This window comes from Sorangium sp. So ce362 (assembly GCF_051519845.1).
In the GTDB taxonomy this organism is placed as follows: domain Bacteria; phylum Myxococcota_A; class Polyangia; order Polyangiales; family Polyangiaceae; genus Sorangium.
In genome coordinates, this window is record NZ_CP150332.1 from 4714171 (window position 1) to 4731684 (window position 17514).

Annotated in this window: 11 protein-coding genes; 2 read left to right on the plus strand and 9 right to left on the minus strand. The window is 69.3% G+C overall.

Annotated elements, in window-relative coordinates; all coding sequences use genetic code 11:
* Nucleotides 1-52 precede the first annotated feature (52 nt).
* From WMF17_RS18270 to WMF17_RS18300, 7 genes are all read right to left on the minus strand, one after another.
* The gene (locus tag WMF17_RS18270; protein ID WP_437650601.1) at nucleotides 53-2863 is read right to left on the minus strand and encodes a condensation domain-containing protein; all 2811 of its coding nucleotides are present in this window, start codon (nucleotides 2861-2863) and stop codon (nucleotides 53-55) included.
* Between the two features lie 52 nt (nucleotides 2864-2915).
* Nucleotides 2916-4961, minus strand: a complete 2046-nt coding sequence (locus tag WMF17_RS18275; protein WP_437650602.1) for a dehydrogenase E1 component subunit alpha/beta — start codon at nucleotides 4959-4961, stop codon at nucleotides 2916-2918.
* A 7-nt stretch (nucleotides 4962-4968) separates the two neighbouring features.
* Nucleotides 4969-5544: a 6-carboxytetrahydropterin synthase gene (locus WMF17_RS18280; protein WP_437603358.1), complete on the minus strand. Its 576-nt coding sequence runs from the start codon at nucleotides 5542-5544 to the stop codon at nucleotides 4969-4971.
* Nucleotides 5541-6236: a GTP cyclohydrolase I gene (gene folE, locus WMF17_RS18285; RefSeq protein WP_437650603.1), complete on the minus strand. Its 696-nt coding sequence runs from the start codon at nucleotides 6234-6236 to the stop codon at nucleotides 5541-5543. The genes WMF17_RS18280 and folE overlap by 4 nt, the downstream gene beginning before the upstream one ends.
* 729 nt (nucleotides 6237-6965) lie before the next feature.
* Nucleotides 6966-7256: a SelT/SelW/SelH family protein gene (locus tag WMF17_RS18290; protein WP_437580990.1), complete on the minus strand. Its 291-nt coding sequence runs from the start codon at nucleotides 7254-7256 to the stop codon at nucleotides 6966-6968.
* 39 nt (nucleotides 7257-7295) lie between these two features.
* Nucleotides 7296-8531: a magnesium transporter gene (locus tag WMF17_RS18295; protein ID WP_437603360.1), complete on the minus strand. Its 1236-nt coding sequence runs from the start codon at nucleotides 8529-8531 to the stop codon at nucleotides 7296-7298.
* Between the two features lie 107 nt (nucleotides 8532-8638).
* Nucleotides 8639-8848, minus strand: coding sequence for a hypothetical protein (locus tag WMF17_RS18300; protein WP_437603361.1), 210 nt, complete (start codon nucleotides 8846-8848; stop codon nucleotides 8639-8641).
* Nucleotides 8849-9014: 166 nt separating this feature from the next.
* Here WMF17_RS18300 and WMF17_RS18305 point away from each other — a divergent pair, with 166 nt between their 5' ends.
* Nucleotides 9015-10637: an SEL1-like repeat protein gene (locus WMF17_RS18305; RefSeq protein ID WP_437603362.1), complete on the plus strand. Its 1623-nt coding sequence runs from the start codon at nucleotides 9015-9017 to the stop codon at nucleotides 10635-10637.
* 13 nt (nucleotides 10638-10650) lie between these two features.
* Here WMF17_RS18305 and WMF17_RS18310 read toward each other — a convergent pair whose 3' ends face one another.
* Both WMF17_RS18310 and WMF17_RS18315 read right to left on the minus strand, forming a co-directional pair.
* Entirely contained in the window at nucleotides 10651-13950 is a 3300-nt protein-coding gene (locus WMF17_RS18310) for a UvrD-helicase domain-containing protein (protein WP_437650604.1), read from the minus strand.
* Nucleotides 13951-14255: 305 nt separating this feature from the next.
* Entirely contained in the window at nucleotides 14256-15542 is a 1287-nt protein-coding gene (locus WMF17_RS18315) for a phosphodiester glycosidase family protein (RefSeq protein ID WP_437603364.1), read from the minus strand.
* 436 nt (nucleotides 15543-15978) lie between these two features.
* Between WMF17_RS18315 and WMF17_RS18320 the strand changes: the two genes are divergently transcribed.
* Nucleotides 15979-17370, plus strand: a complete 1392-nt coding sequence (locus WMF17_RS18320) for a DEAD/DEAH box helicase (RefSeq protein WP_437603365.1) — start codon at nucleotides 15979-15981, stop codon at nucleotides 17368-17370.
* The last annotated feature ends 144 nt before the right edge of the window (nucleotides 17371-17514 follow it).

The window sequence follows — 17514 nt, forward strand, 5'->3', positions numbered from 1 at the left end:
CACGAGAGGCTACGACGTGCCCATCCATCGAACGCAGCCGGAAAGGCGCCGCTCAGCCGCAGATTTCTTTCAGACGCTCAAGCGTCACGCGAGGCTCGGCGGACACCCGGCGGAGCACCTTCAGGTAGGACTGCGCCATTGCTCGTATCGCATCTCTTCGGAACAGGTCCACGTTGTAAGACAAAGTCATGCGCGCACCCTGCTTCGAGACAGACGCCCAAAGCGTCATATCGAGCACCGTGCCGTCGAAAGGCTCTTTGCCGCTGCTGCTCTCCAGGGCGAGCGGGGACACCTCGACGTCAGGCCAGGTCAACTCTGCGCTGGGCAGCATGATCAACATCGCCTGGAAGACGCGCGGGCGCGCCTTGGGGGCTTCATCGGGAGCCAGCGAGTCGGCGACGCAGCCAAAAGGGACATCCAGGTTGTCGTATGCCTCGAGGGTGCTCGCGCGCACGGAGCTCAGCAAGGATGAGAACGTCAGCTCACCGCGGGTCGACATCCGCAGCGGCCAATTGTTCGCAAAGAAACCGATGACATGTTCCAGGCTCCCTCTGTCTCTGCTCGCCGAGGCAGCGCCAACGACGATGTCATCTTGGCCCGTATACCGCGAGAGCACCACCCCCCACGCCGAGATGAGCACGGTGAACAGCGTGGCTCCCTCACGCTTGCTCAGATCGAAGATACCTGTCTCTCGAGGGATGTCGAAGATCTCCGAGGCCGACACGCCCGTCTGCTTCGCCCCTCGCGGCTCGTCCAGCGGCAGCGTGAGGGCAGGGGGCGCGCCGGCCATCCTCTGCTTCCAGTAACTCAGTTGCCGTTCCATGACGCGCCCCTCCAGGTGCCGACGTTGCCAGCCCGCGAAGTCGTAGTATTGCCTCGGAAGCTCTGGCAGCCTCGCCGTCTGGTCCCCGCGGGCTCGGCGGTACAGGATCGAGAGCTCATCGGCCAGGACGCCAACGGACCATCCGTCCGCGAGCAAATGATGCACGCACAGGGTCAGGACGTGCTCGTCCTCGCCCATCCCGGCCAGGGTCACCCGGACCAGCCGGTCGCCGAACAGGTCCCACGACCAGCGGGACTCTCGTCGCAACACCCTCGCTATGCCCGCGGTTCGATCTCCGGCGGGCAGGCCGGACAGGTCGATCATCTCGATCGGCAGCGCCGCGCTCTCGTCGACGACCACGCTCGGCGCGCCGTCCCCACGTCGGAACCGTGACCGGAGGACCGCGTGGCGCCCCATCAGGGAGCGCACGCTGTCCGCCAGCGCAGCCGTATCGGTCTTCCCCTTCAGGTGAAACGCGCGGAACAGATTGTAGTCGGATGGGTCCCCGTCGACGCACAGCTGGAGGAGGCGCTCCTGCACGAGCGATACGACCGGGGTTCCTGCCGATCGCGCCGGTACGCGCGGAGATGTCTCTCGCCCGAAGGCTCTGCCGCGCTCCGAGACGCAACGAGCGAACCCCTGGAGCGTGGGGTTCTCGAAGAGCGATCTCAAGGGGATCTCCATGGAGAGCAGGCCAGCAACCCGCGATACCGCTCGAACGGCCAACATGGAATCGCCTCCGAGCGCGAAGAAATCGTCGGAGGGGCCGACTGCCGGCAGCCCGAGAACCGCTCGCCATACCTTGGCGACATCCGCGGCGACCGAGCCCATATCTCCGGACGCCGCGGAATCTCGCGCTCCCCGGTCATCGCGCCCCTGGCAGGCCTCGGCAAAGGGCTGCAGGCCACCCGTCAGGACCTTTTGCTTGAACGCGCGGAGAAACTCGGCGACCTCCGCGCCGGTCAGGACGCGGTGGTCAAAGACCAGGGTGAACGACATGGGATGCCCGGGCATATCTCGGTCCCCGCCGATCCCCAGCACAGCGGACTGCCGGCGGTTCAGCATCGGCTGGAAGTGCGAGATGTCATGGCCGGAGAGATCGGTTACCGTCATGGTCGCGCCTCTCACGTCCTCGGGCGTGAGCCGGTCTTCGTCGTACCGGCTCACGCAGTCCGCGACCGCAGCCTCGATCTCGCTCAGGCTCAGCTTGTTTGCATGCCGGACGACGGGGACCCGTAGGCCCCTCCCGAGATCCACGGCCAGCGCGATATTCACCTCGTTGTAATAATAGATCCGCCCCGCGTTATAGTAGGCCGTCAGCTTCGGGTGCTCGTCGAGCAGCCGCGCCAGGACCCACAGGCAATAGGGGAGCACCTGACCGTTGCTGCTGGGATCGCCTTTGAGCCTCTCCCTCAGGGGAGACGACATGAACTGGACCGTCAGCGCGCTGCACAGGGCTCCTCGCTGTGCCTCCGAGAGCACATCGATCTCGCGCCGCTTGGCTGCGCTGGTCACCTCTGACGTCATGGCCCCGAAGAGAGCCCGCTCGTTCGCCGTCGGCCCGGTGAAGGATGCATCATCCGTCGGCGTCTCTGCGCGGCTGCCGCCGTCGGCGAGCACCTTTTTGAGGTCGGCGACGGTCACCAGCCCGGGCAGGCTGAGCCGAGCGGGATCGATGTTGTTCTGCTCCAGGAACCTCCGCGCTGGCCGCGAGAGCCGCGCCACCGCTCCGACGGCTCGTCCCTCGCCCTCGGCCCCGCCCTCGGGCGATGCTTCCGACGCCACGGCAGCGTCGAGCTCGCGGCGCTCGGCGTAGATCTCGGCGATCGGGGCGCCGACCGGTAGCTCGTCCCCGGCTCTGCACCGCGTCCGCAGGTATCCCGAGGCCTCGCTGTGGACATCCACGATCGCCTTGGACGTCTCCACCCGCGCGATGACCTGCTCAGCGGCCACGTGGTCGCCATTCTTGGCCAGCCACTCCGTGATCAGGATGGTCTCGTCGTTGGAGCTCAACTTCGTCAGACGAATGATGCTCTTCATGAGTGGGGCTCGATCCTTCTGGGGGCGCCCTCATCGGCGCCGGGGCGGCGCGTCAGCGGCAGGAGGTCTCCTCTGCCGGCGACGAGGTGCGCGAAATGCTCCTAGCGGGGCCCGTGCTGCTCCTCAACAGCTCCAGGATTCGCTCGACGATGCTGTCTGTTCCAGAGAACATCCGCCCTTCGAGCGGCTTGCTCGCCGGAATCGTCGCGCTAGGCGGGCTGATGCGCGCGACCTTCGGCAGCGATGGTCCCTTGAGCTCCGCGAGCTGCGTCACGACCTCCGCGCCGAAGCCCGCGAACCCTTGCCCTTCCTCGACGGCGACCACCAGCTTGCTCCCCGACACCAGCTCGGCATAGGGGAGCACGCTGAACGGGAACACTTGCACAGGACATATGATTTGCGCCACCACGTCGTGATCCTCGAAGAGCTTGTCCGCGACGTCCACCAGCACGTCGCCCAGCCCGCCATAGCCGAAGATCGTCACGTCGACGTGGGTCGACCTCGGCGCCACAACGACCGTGGGGAAGGGCTCGTCGGACATCCTTCGCTCGAAGCCGGCCGGCGCGTCGCTCCGAACGTGTCTCGTATAGAGGACCTTGTTCTCGACCAACAGAACCGGATCCTCCTGGTGCTCGACGAGCGCCCGATAGACGAGCTTCGGATCGATCAGGTTGTTTATCGCCAGCACCGTGAGCCCGGGGATGCCCATGAAATGCTTCTCCAGCGTCTGGCTGTGCGTCGGACCATACCCTCTGCCCGCTCCCATCGGCGTCCGGATGACCATGGGCACCCTCACTTGCTCGTTGTACATGTACCTGAACTTGGCGGCGTGGTTCAGGATCTGGTCGAACGCCAGCGTGAGGAAGTCGCCGAACATGATCTCGACGAAGGGTCGGTATCCAGCCATCGCGAGCCCGCAGCCGATGCCGACGACCGCGCTCTCGGAGATCGGGGTGTTGAACACGCGACCCGGAAATCGATCCGACAGGCCGTCGGAGATCTTGAACGCCCCGCCATAGGGTGACTTGACGTCTTCTCCAATGAACAAGATCCTCGGGTCCCGCCCCATGAGCTCCAGGAACGCCTCGTTGATCGCGCGTGACATTCGGAGCGGCGCCGCTTGGCTCGCGGGCACCGGCGAGAAGGACGGCGCCCGTGGCGCGGGCGCGACGCTGGCTGGCGACGGATAGGGCGATAACCGTGCGGCCTCTACCGCCTGTTCGACCGTCCCGCGGACCTCCGCCAGATCCGGCGCGAGCTCCGCCTCGCGCTCGCGCAGAGCGACGTTGATCGGGTCGATGCTCCTGAAGTGCTCGATCTCGCGGATGTCCCTGTTGTCATCGCCCTTCGAATGCGCCTTCAGCCGGTAGGTGTCGATCTGCAGCAGCGACGGCCTCGACTGGCGTCTCGTGTATCCCACCAGGTCTTCTGCCGCCGCGAACAAGCCACGCCAGTTCCAGGTGTCGGCCTTGACAGAGCGTACCCCGAAGGCGCGCGCTCGTTCGCAGATGTCGCCCGCCAACGTCTCGGAGTGATGCGTGGACTGCGCGTAGTAGTTGTTCTCGAGCACGATCAGCAGCGGCAGGCTCCACTTGGATGCGATGTTCAAGACCTCGTAGAGCACGCCCTCTCCGAGCGTTCCGTCGCCGATGAACACGACGGAGATACTGCCGCTGTCGAGCAGCTTCCTCGCGAAGGCTAGACCGGCCGCTACCGGGACGATCCCGCCTTGAATCCCGTTCGAGAAGAAGCCGTCCTTGCACAGGTGCTGGCTGCCCCCTCTGCCGCCACACACCCCCAGCTCCTTCCCCAGGATCTCCGCGATGAGCCCCGTCACATCCCCGACGCGCGACAAGAAATGGCCATGGCAGCGGTGGTTCGAGAAGATCGAGTCGTCCGGCTGGAGAAACTCGCACACAATCGCACCGGACAGCTCCTGTCCTATGCAGGTGTGGACGGTCCCATGCAGCTCTCCCTCTGCATACAGGCGCAGCAGCGCCTCCTCCGTCTCTCGTATCAGCAGCGATTTTCGAAGGAGTCGCCGCTCGACGTCCGAGAGCCGGCTGGCAACGGTCACCCTGGTATCTCCGACGCTCATCACGGGACTATCCCTGCTTGGACGAAGCTCTGGACTTCCTGATGTCGTACTCGATCTTGCCTATCGATTTGGCGAAGAATGTCAGCTCGTCGCGCCTCTGCGCGAGAAACATACCTCTCTCATCCGAGTGTATCGCGTCGGCACCACAGTCCGTATAACAGTTTGGAGTCTCGTACAGCCGGATGTGGTGAATCTTCAGGTGGTCCCATTCCTGAAAGAGCAGTTCCATCGCTAGAAATATCTCCTTCGCGATGTTCTCCACGGTCGGGTTGCAGTAAGCGCCGTCGCCGTTCAGGCTCATGAGCCAGAACTTGCTCCGCGTGGCATGGACCGCCGTGATGAGGTCTGCATCTCGAGGGTTGAGGATCGATGCATGATCGAGAAAATCGTCGATCCAGGCCGATCCTACCCGCTTGATCTCCTTGAAATCGATGGCGTACCCGATGTGCTGCATCTGTTTGAACGCGAACGTGAGCTCATACAGGTACGTGTGCCCATGGATGTTGAAGCACTTGAATCCCTCGTCCATGACCCGGTGGGCGGAGTCGAAGGAGCCCTTGCGGGTGATATACTGTACGGTCACTTGATCCCTCGAATGAGCTCGTAGAACTCGGCCCTCGCTGGTCCAGCGGGGTCGTCGAACAGGCCCGAGAACATGTGGGTCTTCATGCGGCTGTCGTGATGCCTTACCCCCCTGCATCGAACGCAGTTGTGCACGGCGTCGACCAGGACAGCGACCCCCTCGTTCTCCTCGCACACCTTGTCGATGCCGTTGTGGATGGACACCGTGAGCCGCTCCTGGATGAGCGCCCGCCTTCCGAAGTGCTCCACGATCCGGTTAAGCTTTGATAAACCGAGAACACGGCCGTGCTTTCCCGGAACATAGGCGACATGGACGTGCCCGACGATCGCCTGATGATGATGGGAGCACATGGAATCGAGGGCGATCCCGCCTTCGAAGATGTGCCCGTTGTAGCTGTCCGCCGGGAAGGTAGTGATCTTCGCCATGGGCTGGTAGCGACCCTTCCAGAGGTCGAAGACGTACGCGTTGGCGACTCTCTTCGGGGTGTCCGCGGAGTTCGGGTCGCTCTTCCAGTCGACCCCCAGCGCCGTCAAGAACTCACCGAACGAGATGGCCGCTCTCTCAACAATCGCTGACAGCTCCTGTTCCGTCAGGCTCGCGTCAGCGCCGTGCGTGGCGCGCTTTTTCGCCAAATGCGTAGAGATGCCGTCGGCGTGGCCGGGCGGCGCGACTTCTAATTCATGGTATCGCATTTGCATTCTCCCGCGTGTACCAGGACTTCGGGGCCCAGCTCAGTCGTCGAGAATCGGACGCGCTGGCATCATGGGCTCACAGTGGCCGCTCGTGGGGTCGATCCCCGCGCCATGGCAAGGCGCTGGAGGGCTCGCGCAAGCGGGCTGAGCATGCGGCATGGCCGGCCCGCAGACGTCATTTCGTAACTCGCTCGTCTCGCTCTCGTGTCCAGCCTCGGGTGAGGCCGTCGCCTCCCCGGACCCGACGCACTGATCCGCTGTGGCCGAGGGCTACAGCCTCCCGGGTCGACCCCGATGCCGGTCTCGACGCCGGGATTGCTGCAGCGGCCCCCTCCGTGACGGATCGCTGTTGCACGCCTACTGCTATGTATCCGGTGCCCGCGCGCGAGCGGCGCGAGACACATGTTCGGATACACAAGTTTCGCGCCGGGAACCCGAACTGCCCCCCCCGGCGGTTACACGGATTACATCAGTGCCTTGGTTGTGTCAACTCGGCGCCGGGCATCTCTGCAATCTTCTTCGCACGATTCTGCAATCAGAGGCTGCCGCGCACGAGGAGGTACGCAGGAGCGTCGCCGGAGGAGCCGCCGCTGTCGCCGCGAGCACACGCACCCTTGGCAATCGTCCAGGTAGACAAATGAGTAGCCGCTGGCGACTGTACAATGAGGGCGATTTGTTTCAGTGTCGGCATTTGCGCGGCCGGGCTGAGCTCGCCGGAGCAGCGCCTCCTTATCGGTCGGAGTGGCCGAGAGGGCGGTCCGGGGCGATGCGGTCGCGGATCGCCTGCTTGAGCTCCTTGGGCTCGGGGAAACGCTCGGCGGCGGCGCGCGAGAAGAGCAGGTCGCCGTCGAGCGTGACGTCGAAGAGGCCGCTCGCGCCGGGCGACAGGAGCACGTCGATCTCGTCGGGGAACGTGATGAGCAGCTCCTGTGCAAGCCAGGCGGCGCGCGTCAGCCAGCGGCACTTCGGGCAGTACCGGATGGCGACGAGCGGCCGCTGCGGGCCCGGGGCGGTGTCCATGGCGCGATCGTAGCGCGCTCGGGCGGCGCGAGGGCAGGCTCAGACGAGGAACGCCCGGGCCAGCCCGAGGAAGATGAAGAAGCCCATGCTGTCCGTGGTGAACGTGAGCAGGACGCTCGACCCCTGGGCCGGATCGCGGCCCAGGCGCTGGAGCACGAGCGGCACCGCGCAGCCGACCATGGCCGCCACCACGAGGTTGAGCAGGATGGCCGCGGCCATCACCAGCCCGAGCGGGACGCTGCCGTAAAGGGCGATGGCGGTGAGCCCCACGACCGTGCCCCAGACCGCGCCGTTCATCAGGCCCACGAAGAGCTCTTTCTGCAGGAGATGGCGCACGTTCGCCCGCGTGATCCGGTCGAGCGCGAGGCCCCGGATCATGAGCGCCACCGTCTGATTGCCGGTGTTGCCGCCGATGCTCGCCACGATCGGCATCAGCGCGGCCAGCGCCACGAGATCCCGAATGGTGCTCTCGAAGATGCCGATGACCCGCGAGGCCACGAACGCCGTGATCAGGTTGACCAGGAGCCAGAGCCAGCGGTTCTTCGCGCTCGTCCACGCGGGGGCGAAATAGTCCTCCTCGCCCGCAAGCCCCGCGCGCCGCAGCGGCGGGCGGAGCAGCAGGTCCTTGAGCGAGAGCGTGCCGCGGAGCACGTTGCGCACGTCGACAACGAACAGCGTCTCCGTGTGCGACGGCAGCTCGGCCCGCCGGCGCACGTCCTCCAGCGCGCCCGCGATATCCCAGCTGTCGCGCACCCAGACGAACTCCGGGCTCATCAGGTGACCCGCCGAGTCGTCCGGGTACGCGATCGTCGACCGGAACAGCGACTGCTCGCGTGCGTCCAGCGACTGGTACACCTCCGCCACGATCTCCGGCTCGATCGAGTCGCTGACGTAGGCGAGATCGTCGGGGTCGAGCTGGCCGAGCAGCGCGACGAGGCGACCGCGCTCCGTCTCCGCGACGAGCGAGTCGCGGACCGAGCGCGAAGACTCGAGCAGCACCTGTGCTGCGTGGTACGGATCGAGCTCAGCCCAGACCACAAGCCGATCCGCCTGGGGGAGCACCTCGATGATGTGGGCGAGGTCCGCCGGGTGCAGATCCCTGAGCTTCCTCTGCAGCAGCGCGAGATTTTGACGGTGGACCAGCGACTCGATGAGCTCCTTGTTCTTGCTCTCCTGCTTGTGGGTCAGGGCCTCGATGACGCGTTGCTTTTCGAGCAGGGTAGTTACCAGGCTCAGGCTCTCTTGTAGTCTTTCCTGGGACCTGGACGTGTTCATGGAGGCTCCGGGCGAGGGCGACGCGCGGCGAGCATAGCCCGGCGCGGCAGGCGTGACCGGTGGTCGCGAGCGCGGCCGCGCTCGCCGTATTGACCGGACCCCACGGCTCATGGTTCTGTCGGCTCGATGAAGCGCGCCTTCGATTTGTGCGTGGTTGGGCTCTCGCTCGCAGCGACGGCCTGTGGACCGGGCCTGGAACCCGAGGTGGTGGTGCACCCTCCCCGGCCCACCATCTCGCCGGCGAGCAGCGACAGCGCGAGCAGCGGCGGGTGTCCGGCCATCGGCCACACCGAGCCGCTCATCGTCGACTGGCTCACGACCCGCCGCTCGGATCTCGGACTCGCGATGAAAGAAGGCGTCGCCGTCGTCGCCTACGACTGCACGACGCTGAACCTCCTCGCACACTGCAAGCTCCAAGGGACCTACTCCTACGCCGGCGTGACCCGGAATGAAAAAGTAATACAATTAACAAATCCTGCGGAAATGCAGGCGAATGTCCCGTTCGGCGCCCCGGCGTTGAGCACCGCGATCGAGGGCAGCGGCACGGCGGCGATCGACGTGGCGCTCGTGCCCTCGGGGAAGATGGCGACCACGGTGACCGCGGCCACGGCGCAGGACCTCTCGGGCAGCTGCGAGGGCGCGACGCACTTCGTGCGCACCGCGCTCCTCGGGGCCTTCGCGATGGCGCCGGGCAGCCGGGGCGCGGCGCGGACGGTCGATCAGGTCTTCGCGGCGGTCGGGCCTGCGGCGGCGTCGAGCCAGGGCGGCACCGCGAGCCGGGAAGGGGAGGTCGAGGCGTGCCGGGGCGCGAAGCCCAGCGCGCAGGCGCCCACGGAGCGCTGCCATGCGCCGCTGCGCCTGGAGCTCGTCCCGCTGGCCGCGAAGAAGGCAGCGACGGTCGAGCCGGCGGCGAAGGCGACGGAGGAGGAGCTCCCGAAGCTGTCGAGCCCATGCCTGACCGGGACGGTGCTGAGCGGGGCGAAGTGCTCCTCGCCGGCGCTCGCGCCCGCGCACCTCTGCGAGCCCGCGGACTCGCGCGCGTGCGCGGCGCAGTGCGGGAAGGGCGATGTCGGCAGCTGCTATCACCTCGGGATTCACTACCTGAACGGCAAGGACCTCCCGCGCGACGACGCGAGGGCGGCGGACCTGTTCGAGAAATCCTGCGGCGCCGGCGTCGCGCAGGCCTGCTACGCGCGGGCGAAGCAGCAGCTGCGCGACATCCAGAGCGGCAAGGTGTCCCCCCGGGACGGCGCGGGGCGGGCGAAGGTGCACGAGTTCGCCGACAAGGCGTGCGATCTGGGCGACGGCTGGGCGTGCTTCAGCGTGGCCGAGTGGTACCTCAGCGAGGGCCCGCTGGCGGTGCTGCCGAAGGACCCGACGCGCGCGGTCGCGCTCCTCCGGCGCGGCTGCGATCTCGGGTACGGGCCGAGCTGCAGCGCGCTGGGCAAGATGCTCGTCGAGGGCAAGCTCGCGACGAAGGACGTGGCGGTGGCGGTGGGCGTGCTCCAGCGCGCGTGCGAGGGGGGCGAGACCGAGGACTGCGTCGACCTCGGCGACATCCTCCGCAAGGGGCAGGGCGCGCCGAAGGACGGGGTGAAGGCGATCGCGGCGTACCAGCGCGGCTGCGGCCTCGGGGACATGCGCGCGTGCAACGCCGCGGGCTCGGTCCACGGAGAGGGCGACGGCGTTCCGAGGGACGTCGCGAAGGCGTATTCGTTCTTCGAGAAGGGCTGTCCGGAGAAGGGCTTCGGCGCCGAAGCGTGCATGAGCCTCGCCGGGATGTACGAGAAGGGGACCGGCATCCCGAAGGACATGGCGCGCGCCGCGGCGCTCTACGAGAGGGCGTGCGGCTCGGGCGGCTGCCTGCGGGCCGCGGAGATCTGGCAGCGCGGCGACGGGGTGACGGCCGACCCGGCGCGGGCGTTCTCGCTTTACGAGAAGGCGTGCACGCAGTGGGGAGAAAAGAGGGCGTGCGATGCGTTCGGCCCGCTCCTGGAGCGCAAGGACAAGGAGCGCGCGCGGTCCTTCTACGCGGACCAGTGCACGCGGACCCAGGACAAGGCGGTGTGCGCGAGCCTGAAGCGGCTCGGCGGCGGGACCAAGTAGGCGCGGCGCCAGGCTAGAACAGCTTCATCTGGCGGTCGGCGCCCGCGCGCGGCTTTCTCTGCGCCTCCGGCGACGGACCGACGCGCAGGAGCAGCCGCTCCTCGACCTCGCGAACGAACGGCGAGACCTCGGTCTCCATCACCTTGCCGTGCCGCGCGCGCTGCATGGCGCGGGTGAGGAACAGCCGCTCTCGCGCCCGCGTCATGCCGACATAGAAGAGCCGGCGCTCCTCGGCGACGTCCGTCTCCTCTCTGCCAGGGAACCGCAGCGGGAGCAGGCCGTCCTCGCACCCCACCAGGAAGACCACCCGGAACTCGAGCCCCTTGGCCGCGTGCAGCGTGAGGAGCGAGATGCGATCGGCCCGCGGATCCCACGTATCGATCTCGGCGCACACAGCGAGCTCGATCAAGAAGCGATCGAGGTCGTCTCCGCAGCGCTCCGCGAGCGGCAAGAGCAGCTCCAGCGCCGCATCGACGTCGGCCTCGCCGAGGGGCGCCGCGCCCGCCGCTCCCTCCGCGGCCGCCCCCTCGGGCGGAGCGCCGCCGCCCGGGCCCGGCTGCGCGACCTCCTCCCGGAGCCGCGCCGCGGCCACCCTGAGGCGCGCCGTGAGCGGCCCCGGCGGCGGAGCGCCGGCGAGCGCCCGCGCGAGCGCCTCGGAGCCCGCGCGCTCGGCGACGCGGCGCTCGGACCGCCGCTGGAACGGCATGCCGGAGCGGGCGAACGCCTCGCGGAGCGCCTCGGACTGCGCCTCGGTCCGGTAGAGCACCGCGAAATCCGAGAAGGAATACTCGCCGCCCGGCGCAGACGAGGCCAGGCGCCCGCTATCCATCGAGAAGAACGTGGACCCACCGAGCAATTGCTCGATGGTGTGGACAACGCGCTCGGCCTCGGCCGCCTCCGTGGGCGACTCGTGAACCGCCACGAGCTCCACGCTCCCAGCGCCCGGCGCGCTCGGCAGGAGCTCCCGCGCGCCGAGCGTCGGCGAGGGCGCGATCACCTGGAGCGCCGCCTCGACGATGGGACGCGACGAGCGGTAATTCCGCCTCAGACGCACAATGTGCGCTGCTGGAAAATCCTGCTGAAAGCGGAAAAAGAAGCCCACGTCCGCGCCGCGGAAGCCGTAGATCGCCTGATCCGGATCCCCGATGGCGCAGACGTTCCCCCCGGGAGGGACAAGCGCGCGCACGAGTCGGTACTGGCGCTCGTCGATGTCCTGGTACTCGTCGATGGAGAGATACCGGGCCCGCGCGCGCGCCGGGGCGAGCGCGTCGCCCTGCTCCTCCAGGAGGACGACCGCGTGGCCGATCAGGTCGTCGAGGTCGAGGAGCCCGCGCGCGGCGAGCTCGTCCTCGTACACCTTCCACGCGCGGTCGACGTGGCGGTCGATCCCGCCGCCGGTGGCCGGCGCGCCCTGGGGCCGGTGCGCGTCGGCGTGGCGCGGCGCGCGCCGCTTCAGCGCGGCGATGTCGGCGAGCAGCCGGGCCGCCCGCCGCTCCGGGCCGCCGAGCGCCGCGGCGAGCAGCGCCGTCCGCTCGCGCTCGCCGGCGATCCTGGGCGGCGCACCGCCGGCGCGCTGCGCGTCCTCGCGGAGCAGCGAGAGCCCGAGCGCGTGGAAGGTCATGGCGCGCACGCGGCCGCCGGACGCGCCGAGCAGCGCGCCGAGCCGCTCCCGCATCTCGTCGGCAGCCCGGCGGGTGAACGTGATCGCGAGGCACTGCTCCGGCGGCACCCCGAGATCCAGGACGAGATGCGCGATCCGGTGCGTGAGCGTGCGGGTCTTGCCCGTGCCAGGCCCCGCGAGGAGGAGCACCGCGCCCTCGGTGAGCTCCGCCGCTGCCCGCTGCTCCGGGTCGAGCGCGTCGAGCAGCGCCGCGCCGCCCGGCGCAGGTGCCTCGGGCGGCGCGCCGAGGGAGGCCTCGCTGACAGGCCCCCGGCGCGGCTCGGCGTGGGCCCGGCCGCGGCGCGGGCCCGGCCGCGGCGCCTCGGACGCGCGCGCCCCTGCCGGAGGCGGCTCCGGCGCCGCGGGCTCGGGCTGGAAGAGGAGCCCGCCCCCGCGGCGCTGCGTGAGCTCCTCGGGCTGGAAGACCCGGATCGCGCCGTACTCGCCGTCGTAGCCCGCGTCGCGGATCACGCGCCCCTCGCGCATCCGCCCGATCGCCTCGGAGAGGAGCGGCGTCCCGGCGCGCTCGATCTCGTCGAGCGGGGCGTCGCCGAGGAGGAACAGCTCGGGGCCGAGCCGCGACAGCACCCGGTCGTAGCTCCGCTGCACCGCCTTGCTGGAGGCGCCCAGGCCGTGGAGCTCGGCCAGCACCTCGGGCAGCGGCACGAGGTTGCGGAACGCGCTCGCGCCCTCGGGTCGCACCCCCTCCTCGCGGTCGGCGAGCTCCTCGACCCGGTGCAGCACGCCCACCGTGACCGGGTGCCCGCACACGGGGCACGCGAGGGAGAGCGCGCGCGTCTCCGCGGGCGAGAGCACGACATTGCACTTCCGGTGGCCGTCGAGGTGGTATTTGCCCTCCTCCGGGAAGAACTCCACCGTGCCGCCGAAGCCCTGGCCGGTCTCCAGGGCGCGCCGGATCGCGAAGTAATCGAGCGGCGCGTCGAACGCCGTGGCCTCGCGGCCGAGCTTCGCGGGCGAGTGCGCGTCCGAGCTGGAGACGAGCCGGTAGCGATCGAGCCCGGAGATGCGCCAGTTCATCGCCGGATCGGACGAGAGCCCGGTCTCGAGCGCGAAGATGTGCGGCGCGAGATCTCCATAGCACTCCTCGACCGCGTCGAAGCCGGCCTTGGAGCCCAGCACCGAGAACCAGGGAGTCCAGATGTGCGCCGGCACGAGGTACGAGCCCTCGCTCGACTCCAGCACGATCTCGAGCAGGTGGCGCGAATCGAGCCCCAGGATCGGCCGCCCATCGGCCGTCAGGTTGCCGATCCTGGAGAGCGCGCGGACGATCCGGTCCGCCGCCTCGAAGTCGGGCGCATAGAGGAGATGATGGATTTTGCGCGTCCGATCTCCCTTCTTGTAGATCGTCGAGATCTCCACCGAGAGGACGAAGCGGGTCGGCCCGCGGCACGCGCCGGGGAGCCGCTCCGAGACCGCGCGCTCGAGGTCGTCCCGCAGGCGAAACAGCCCGGGCTCGGCGGGCACGAGGCGCTCGCGGAGCTCGGCCATCCACACCGGATGCGTGAAATCCCCCGTGCCGATCACCGTGATGCCCTTGCGCTGAGCCCAGTAGCTCAGGTGCGCAAGATCGCAATCGCTGCTCGTCGCGCGGGAATACTTCGAGTGCACATGAAGGTCTGCATAGAAACGCATGGGGTCCGCCTGAGGCGTCGTTACCTATCGAACTCCCTCGCGCTGTCAATCGGCGATACCGCTGCTTTTGTCGAAGTTCGTCCGGAAAATGAGGCATGTTGAACGTAAAGGGTCGCGCTTCGTAAAGAGGCTTTGTCGTGTGGCAAAAATCGAGCGCTCGACGCAATGAGCCTCGAGGAGCTCGCCTGAAAGGCGCTCGGCACAGGCAGGTTGGCCGCTGCGGGGCTGTGCCCCGCGAGCTCCGGCCGGCCGTGTTCGTCAGCGCGAGGCCCGGTCCGGAGGGGACCGCCGCGCGCTGCGAGGGGTCACGGCGTCGCGGCGGGGGGCGCCGGGGCCTTGCGGGTCAGGTAGAAGAAGTCGCGCAGGGAGCGCTTGCGGATGTACTCGTCTTCCGAGAACTCGAAGCCGCTCGCCAGCGCGACCGGCGCGAGGGCCCCGCCCTCGCCGGGCTCGTAGCTCAGGAACTTCGGGTACGACCAGTTCACGTCGAGCTGCGCCACGGCCGAGGCGCCGGCATGGCGCAGCCCGAGCCCGATGGCGGCCGCCGTCGTGTGGTTGCTGATGGCGACGAAGAGCACCTTGCCGTCGCGGTCGAGCCCCACCGCGGAGCGGCGGATCACCGTGTTGCCGTCCAGCGTGGCGCCCCAGTTGCGGACATCGGGCGCGCGGAGCAGCGGGTGGAGCTCGCCCTGGTCGACCATGCAGCTCGGCGTCTGGCGCCACCACCGCATGCCGCCCTCGTCGGCGGCCATCCGGGGCCACGGCGCGATCTGCATCCGCCCGTCGCGGTGGAGCGCGAGGGTGCAGCCCTTGTCCCGGGGGCGCACCAGGGTCACGTCGTCGACCCGCATCCCCCACTGGCCGTGCTCGGTCATGAAGCCGCCGTTGAACGCCGCGAGCAGCCGCTCGTGATGCGCCTCCGGGATCTTCGCGAGCCGCTCGTAGGTCTTGCCCTCCTCGGTCGTCGCCGCCGGCTCCCGCGAGCCGGCCATGAGGTGGACGTCGACCCCCGCGAGATCGACCGCCACGACGAACAGCTCCGCCCAGGAGCGGTGTGGATCCGGGTGGATCAGCGTCTTGTAGAGGCGCGGCGGGTCGCCCGGGCGCGCGCGATCCTCGATGGGCACCCACCGCCCATCGCCGGGAGCCGGCCAGGCCGTGTGCGACGGGCCGACGTCCTTCGGCCGGAACACCGCCGCCACGACCGTCGGGGCGATCGCCTCGGCGACCGCGGCGTCCGCCGAGGCGGCGGGGGCGGCTGGCGCCTGCTCGGGCACCTCCCAGTACGTCTTCGGCGGCTCGTTGCTGCGAAGGAGCCGGTGGACGCGATCCTCGGCGCTGTAGGCCGTCTCCTCGAGCGCGGTCACGTTCTCGGCCCCGATCACGGAGCGCAGGCCGTTCGCGACGAGTGGGCCCATCCACGGGATGCGGTGCACCGCGATCCACATCCCGACGCCGGCGAGCGCCGAGACGGCGACCGAGCCGAGGACCCAGCGCCGCAGCCGCGAGCGGCGCTGCGGAACGCCGGGGTGCTGCGGGGCGGAGTGCCCGGCCTGGGCCGGCGGTTTCGAGGCTTCGGCGGTTTCGGCCATGGAGTGCTGCCGGCGTGGTGCGGTGCTGCGAAAGGGAGGAAAGATGCGAGGCGACGCGGGCGCACGCGAGCTGCCGTCCCCGGCTCGGGCGACGGTGTAGCACGATGCGCCGAGCGCACGGAACCCGCTCCGCGCACGGCGCGACGCCGATCCGCGCGCGGGGTCCGGTCGTCGCGTCGGTCGCGCTGGTCGCGGGCGCAACGACCCGCCGCCGGGTTCGTGGTCGCCCTCGACTTCCTCACCACACCGTACTAGAGTCGCGGCCTCGGACTGACCTGGCACGGGTCGCGGTGCTCGGTCGCTGTCATGTGGGCCTCGCAGCCTCCTTTCATGGAGGCGCAAGGCGGCAGCTCTCCGTGATCGAACCCTCTGCAAAGGAGGGCGCGGTGCCGCGGCGCTCTCAGCCCTTGCTCAGGAGGGGCTCTCCACGAGCCCGATGTCCATGCAATTTCTCGATCTCAAGCTCATCGAACCGCTGCTCCGCGCCGTCGAGGCCGAGGGGTACAGCACCCCGACCCCCATCCAGCAGCAGGCCATCCCGCCCATCCTCGAGGGCAACGACGTCCTCGGGTGCGCGCAGACCGGGACGGGCAAGACCGCCGCGTTCGCCCTGCCGATCTTGCAGCGCCTCGCGCAGGGCGGCACGCCGACCCAGCGCGGGCTCCGCGTGCTCGTGCTCACCCCGACGCGGGAGCTCGCCGCGCAGATCGCCGAGAGCTTCACCACGTACGGCAAGCACCTCGGCCTGCGGACCGCGGTCATCTTCGGCGGGGTGGGGCAGCGCCCCCAGATGGAGGCGCTGCGCCGCGGCGTCGACGTCGTCGTGGCGACGCCGGGGCGGCTGCTCGACCTCTGCTCGCAGGGCGTCGCCCCGTTCGGGCGGCTCGAGATGCTCGTGCTCGACGAGGCCGATCGGATGCTCGACATGGGGTTCATCCACGACATCCGGCGCGTGCTCGCGATGCTGCCCGCGCGCCGGCAGACGCTGCTGTTCTCGGCCACGATGCCGCCGGACATCCAGAAGCTCGCCGACAGCATCCTGACCCGCCCGGTGCGGGTCGAGGTCGCGCGGATCGCCACGACGGCCGAGAACATCGACCAGCGGGTGGTCTTCGTCGAGCGGTCCGACAAGCGGGCGATGCTGGAGCACGTGCTCAAGGATCCCGAGCTCCGCCGCGCGATCGTGTTCACCCGCACCAAGCACGGCGCCAACCGCGTGGTCCAGCAGCTCAGCCGCGCGCGCATCGAGGCCGTCGCCATCCACGGGAACAAGTCGCAGGGGGCCCGCGAGCGGGCGCTCGCGAGCTTCAAGCAGGGGACGACGAGCGTGCTCGTCGCGACCGACATCGCGGCGCGGGGCATCGACATCGACGACATCTCGCACGTGATCAACTACGACCTCCCGAACATCCCGGAGAGCTACGTGCACCGCATCGGCCGCACGGCGCGCGCCGGGGCGTCGGGGGTGGCGCTCTCGTTCTGCGACAGCGAGGAGCGCCCGTTCCTCGCCGACATCGAGCGCCTCATCCAGAAGCGCCTCCCGCTCCTTTCGATCCCCGGACTCCCCGGCTTCCAGCCCGATCCCAGGCCCGCGTCGCAGCCCCTGGGGCAGGGGCGGCCGCAGGGACAGGGCCGGCCCCAGGGACAGGGCCGGCCCCAGGGGCAGGGCCGGCCTCAAGGGCAGGGCCGGCCGCAGGCGCGACCGCAGGGGCAGGGCCGGCCGCAGCCGCAGGGGCATGCCCGTCCCCAGGCGCAGGGGCAGCCGCAGGCGCGCCCCCAGGCGCGACCGCAGCCGCGCCACGATACCACCCCTCGCGTGGACAACTGATCCCCGCCGCCCACATCCGATCCGCCGCGGCACGCTCGCCCTGAGCGGCCTCGCGAGGCCGCCGCTGGCCGCGCTCCTCACGCTCGCCGACGCGGGCGAGGGCGCCCAGGCGGCGGCCCTCCGGCCGTTCGCACCGGCGCATGC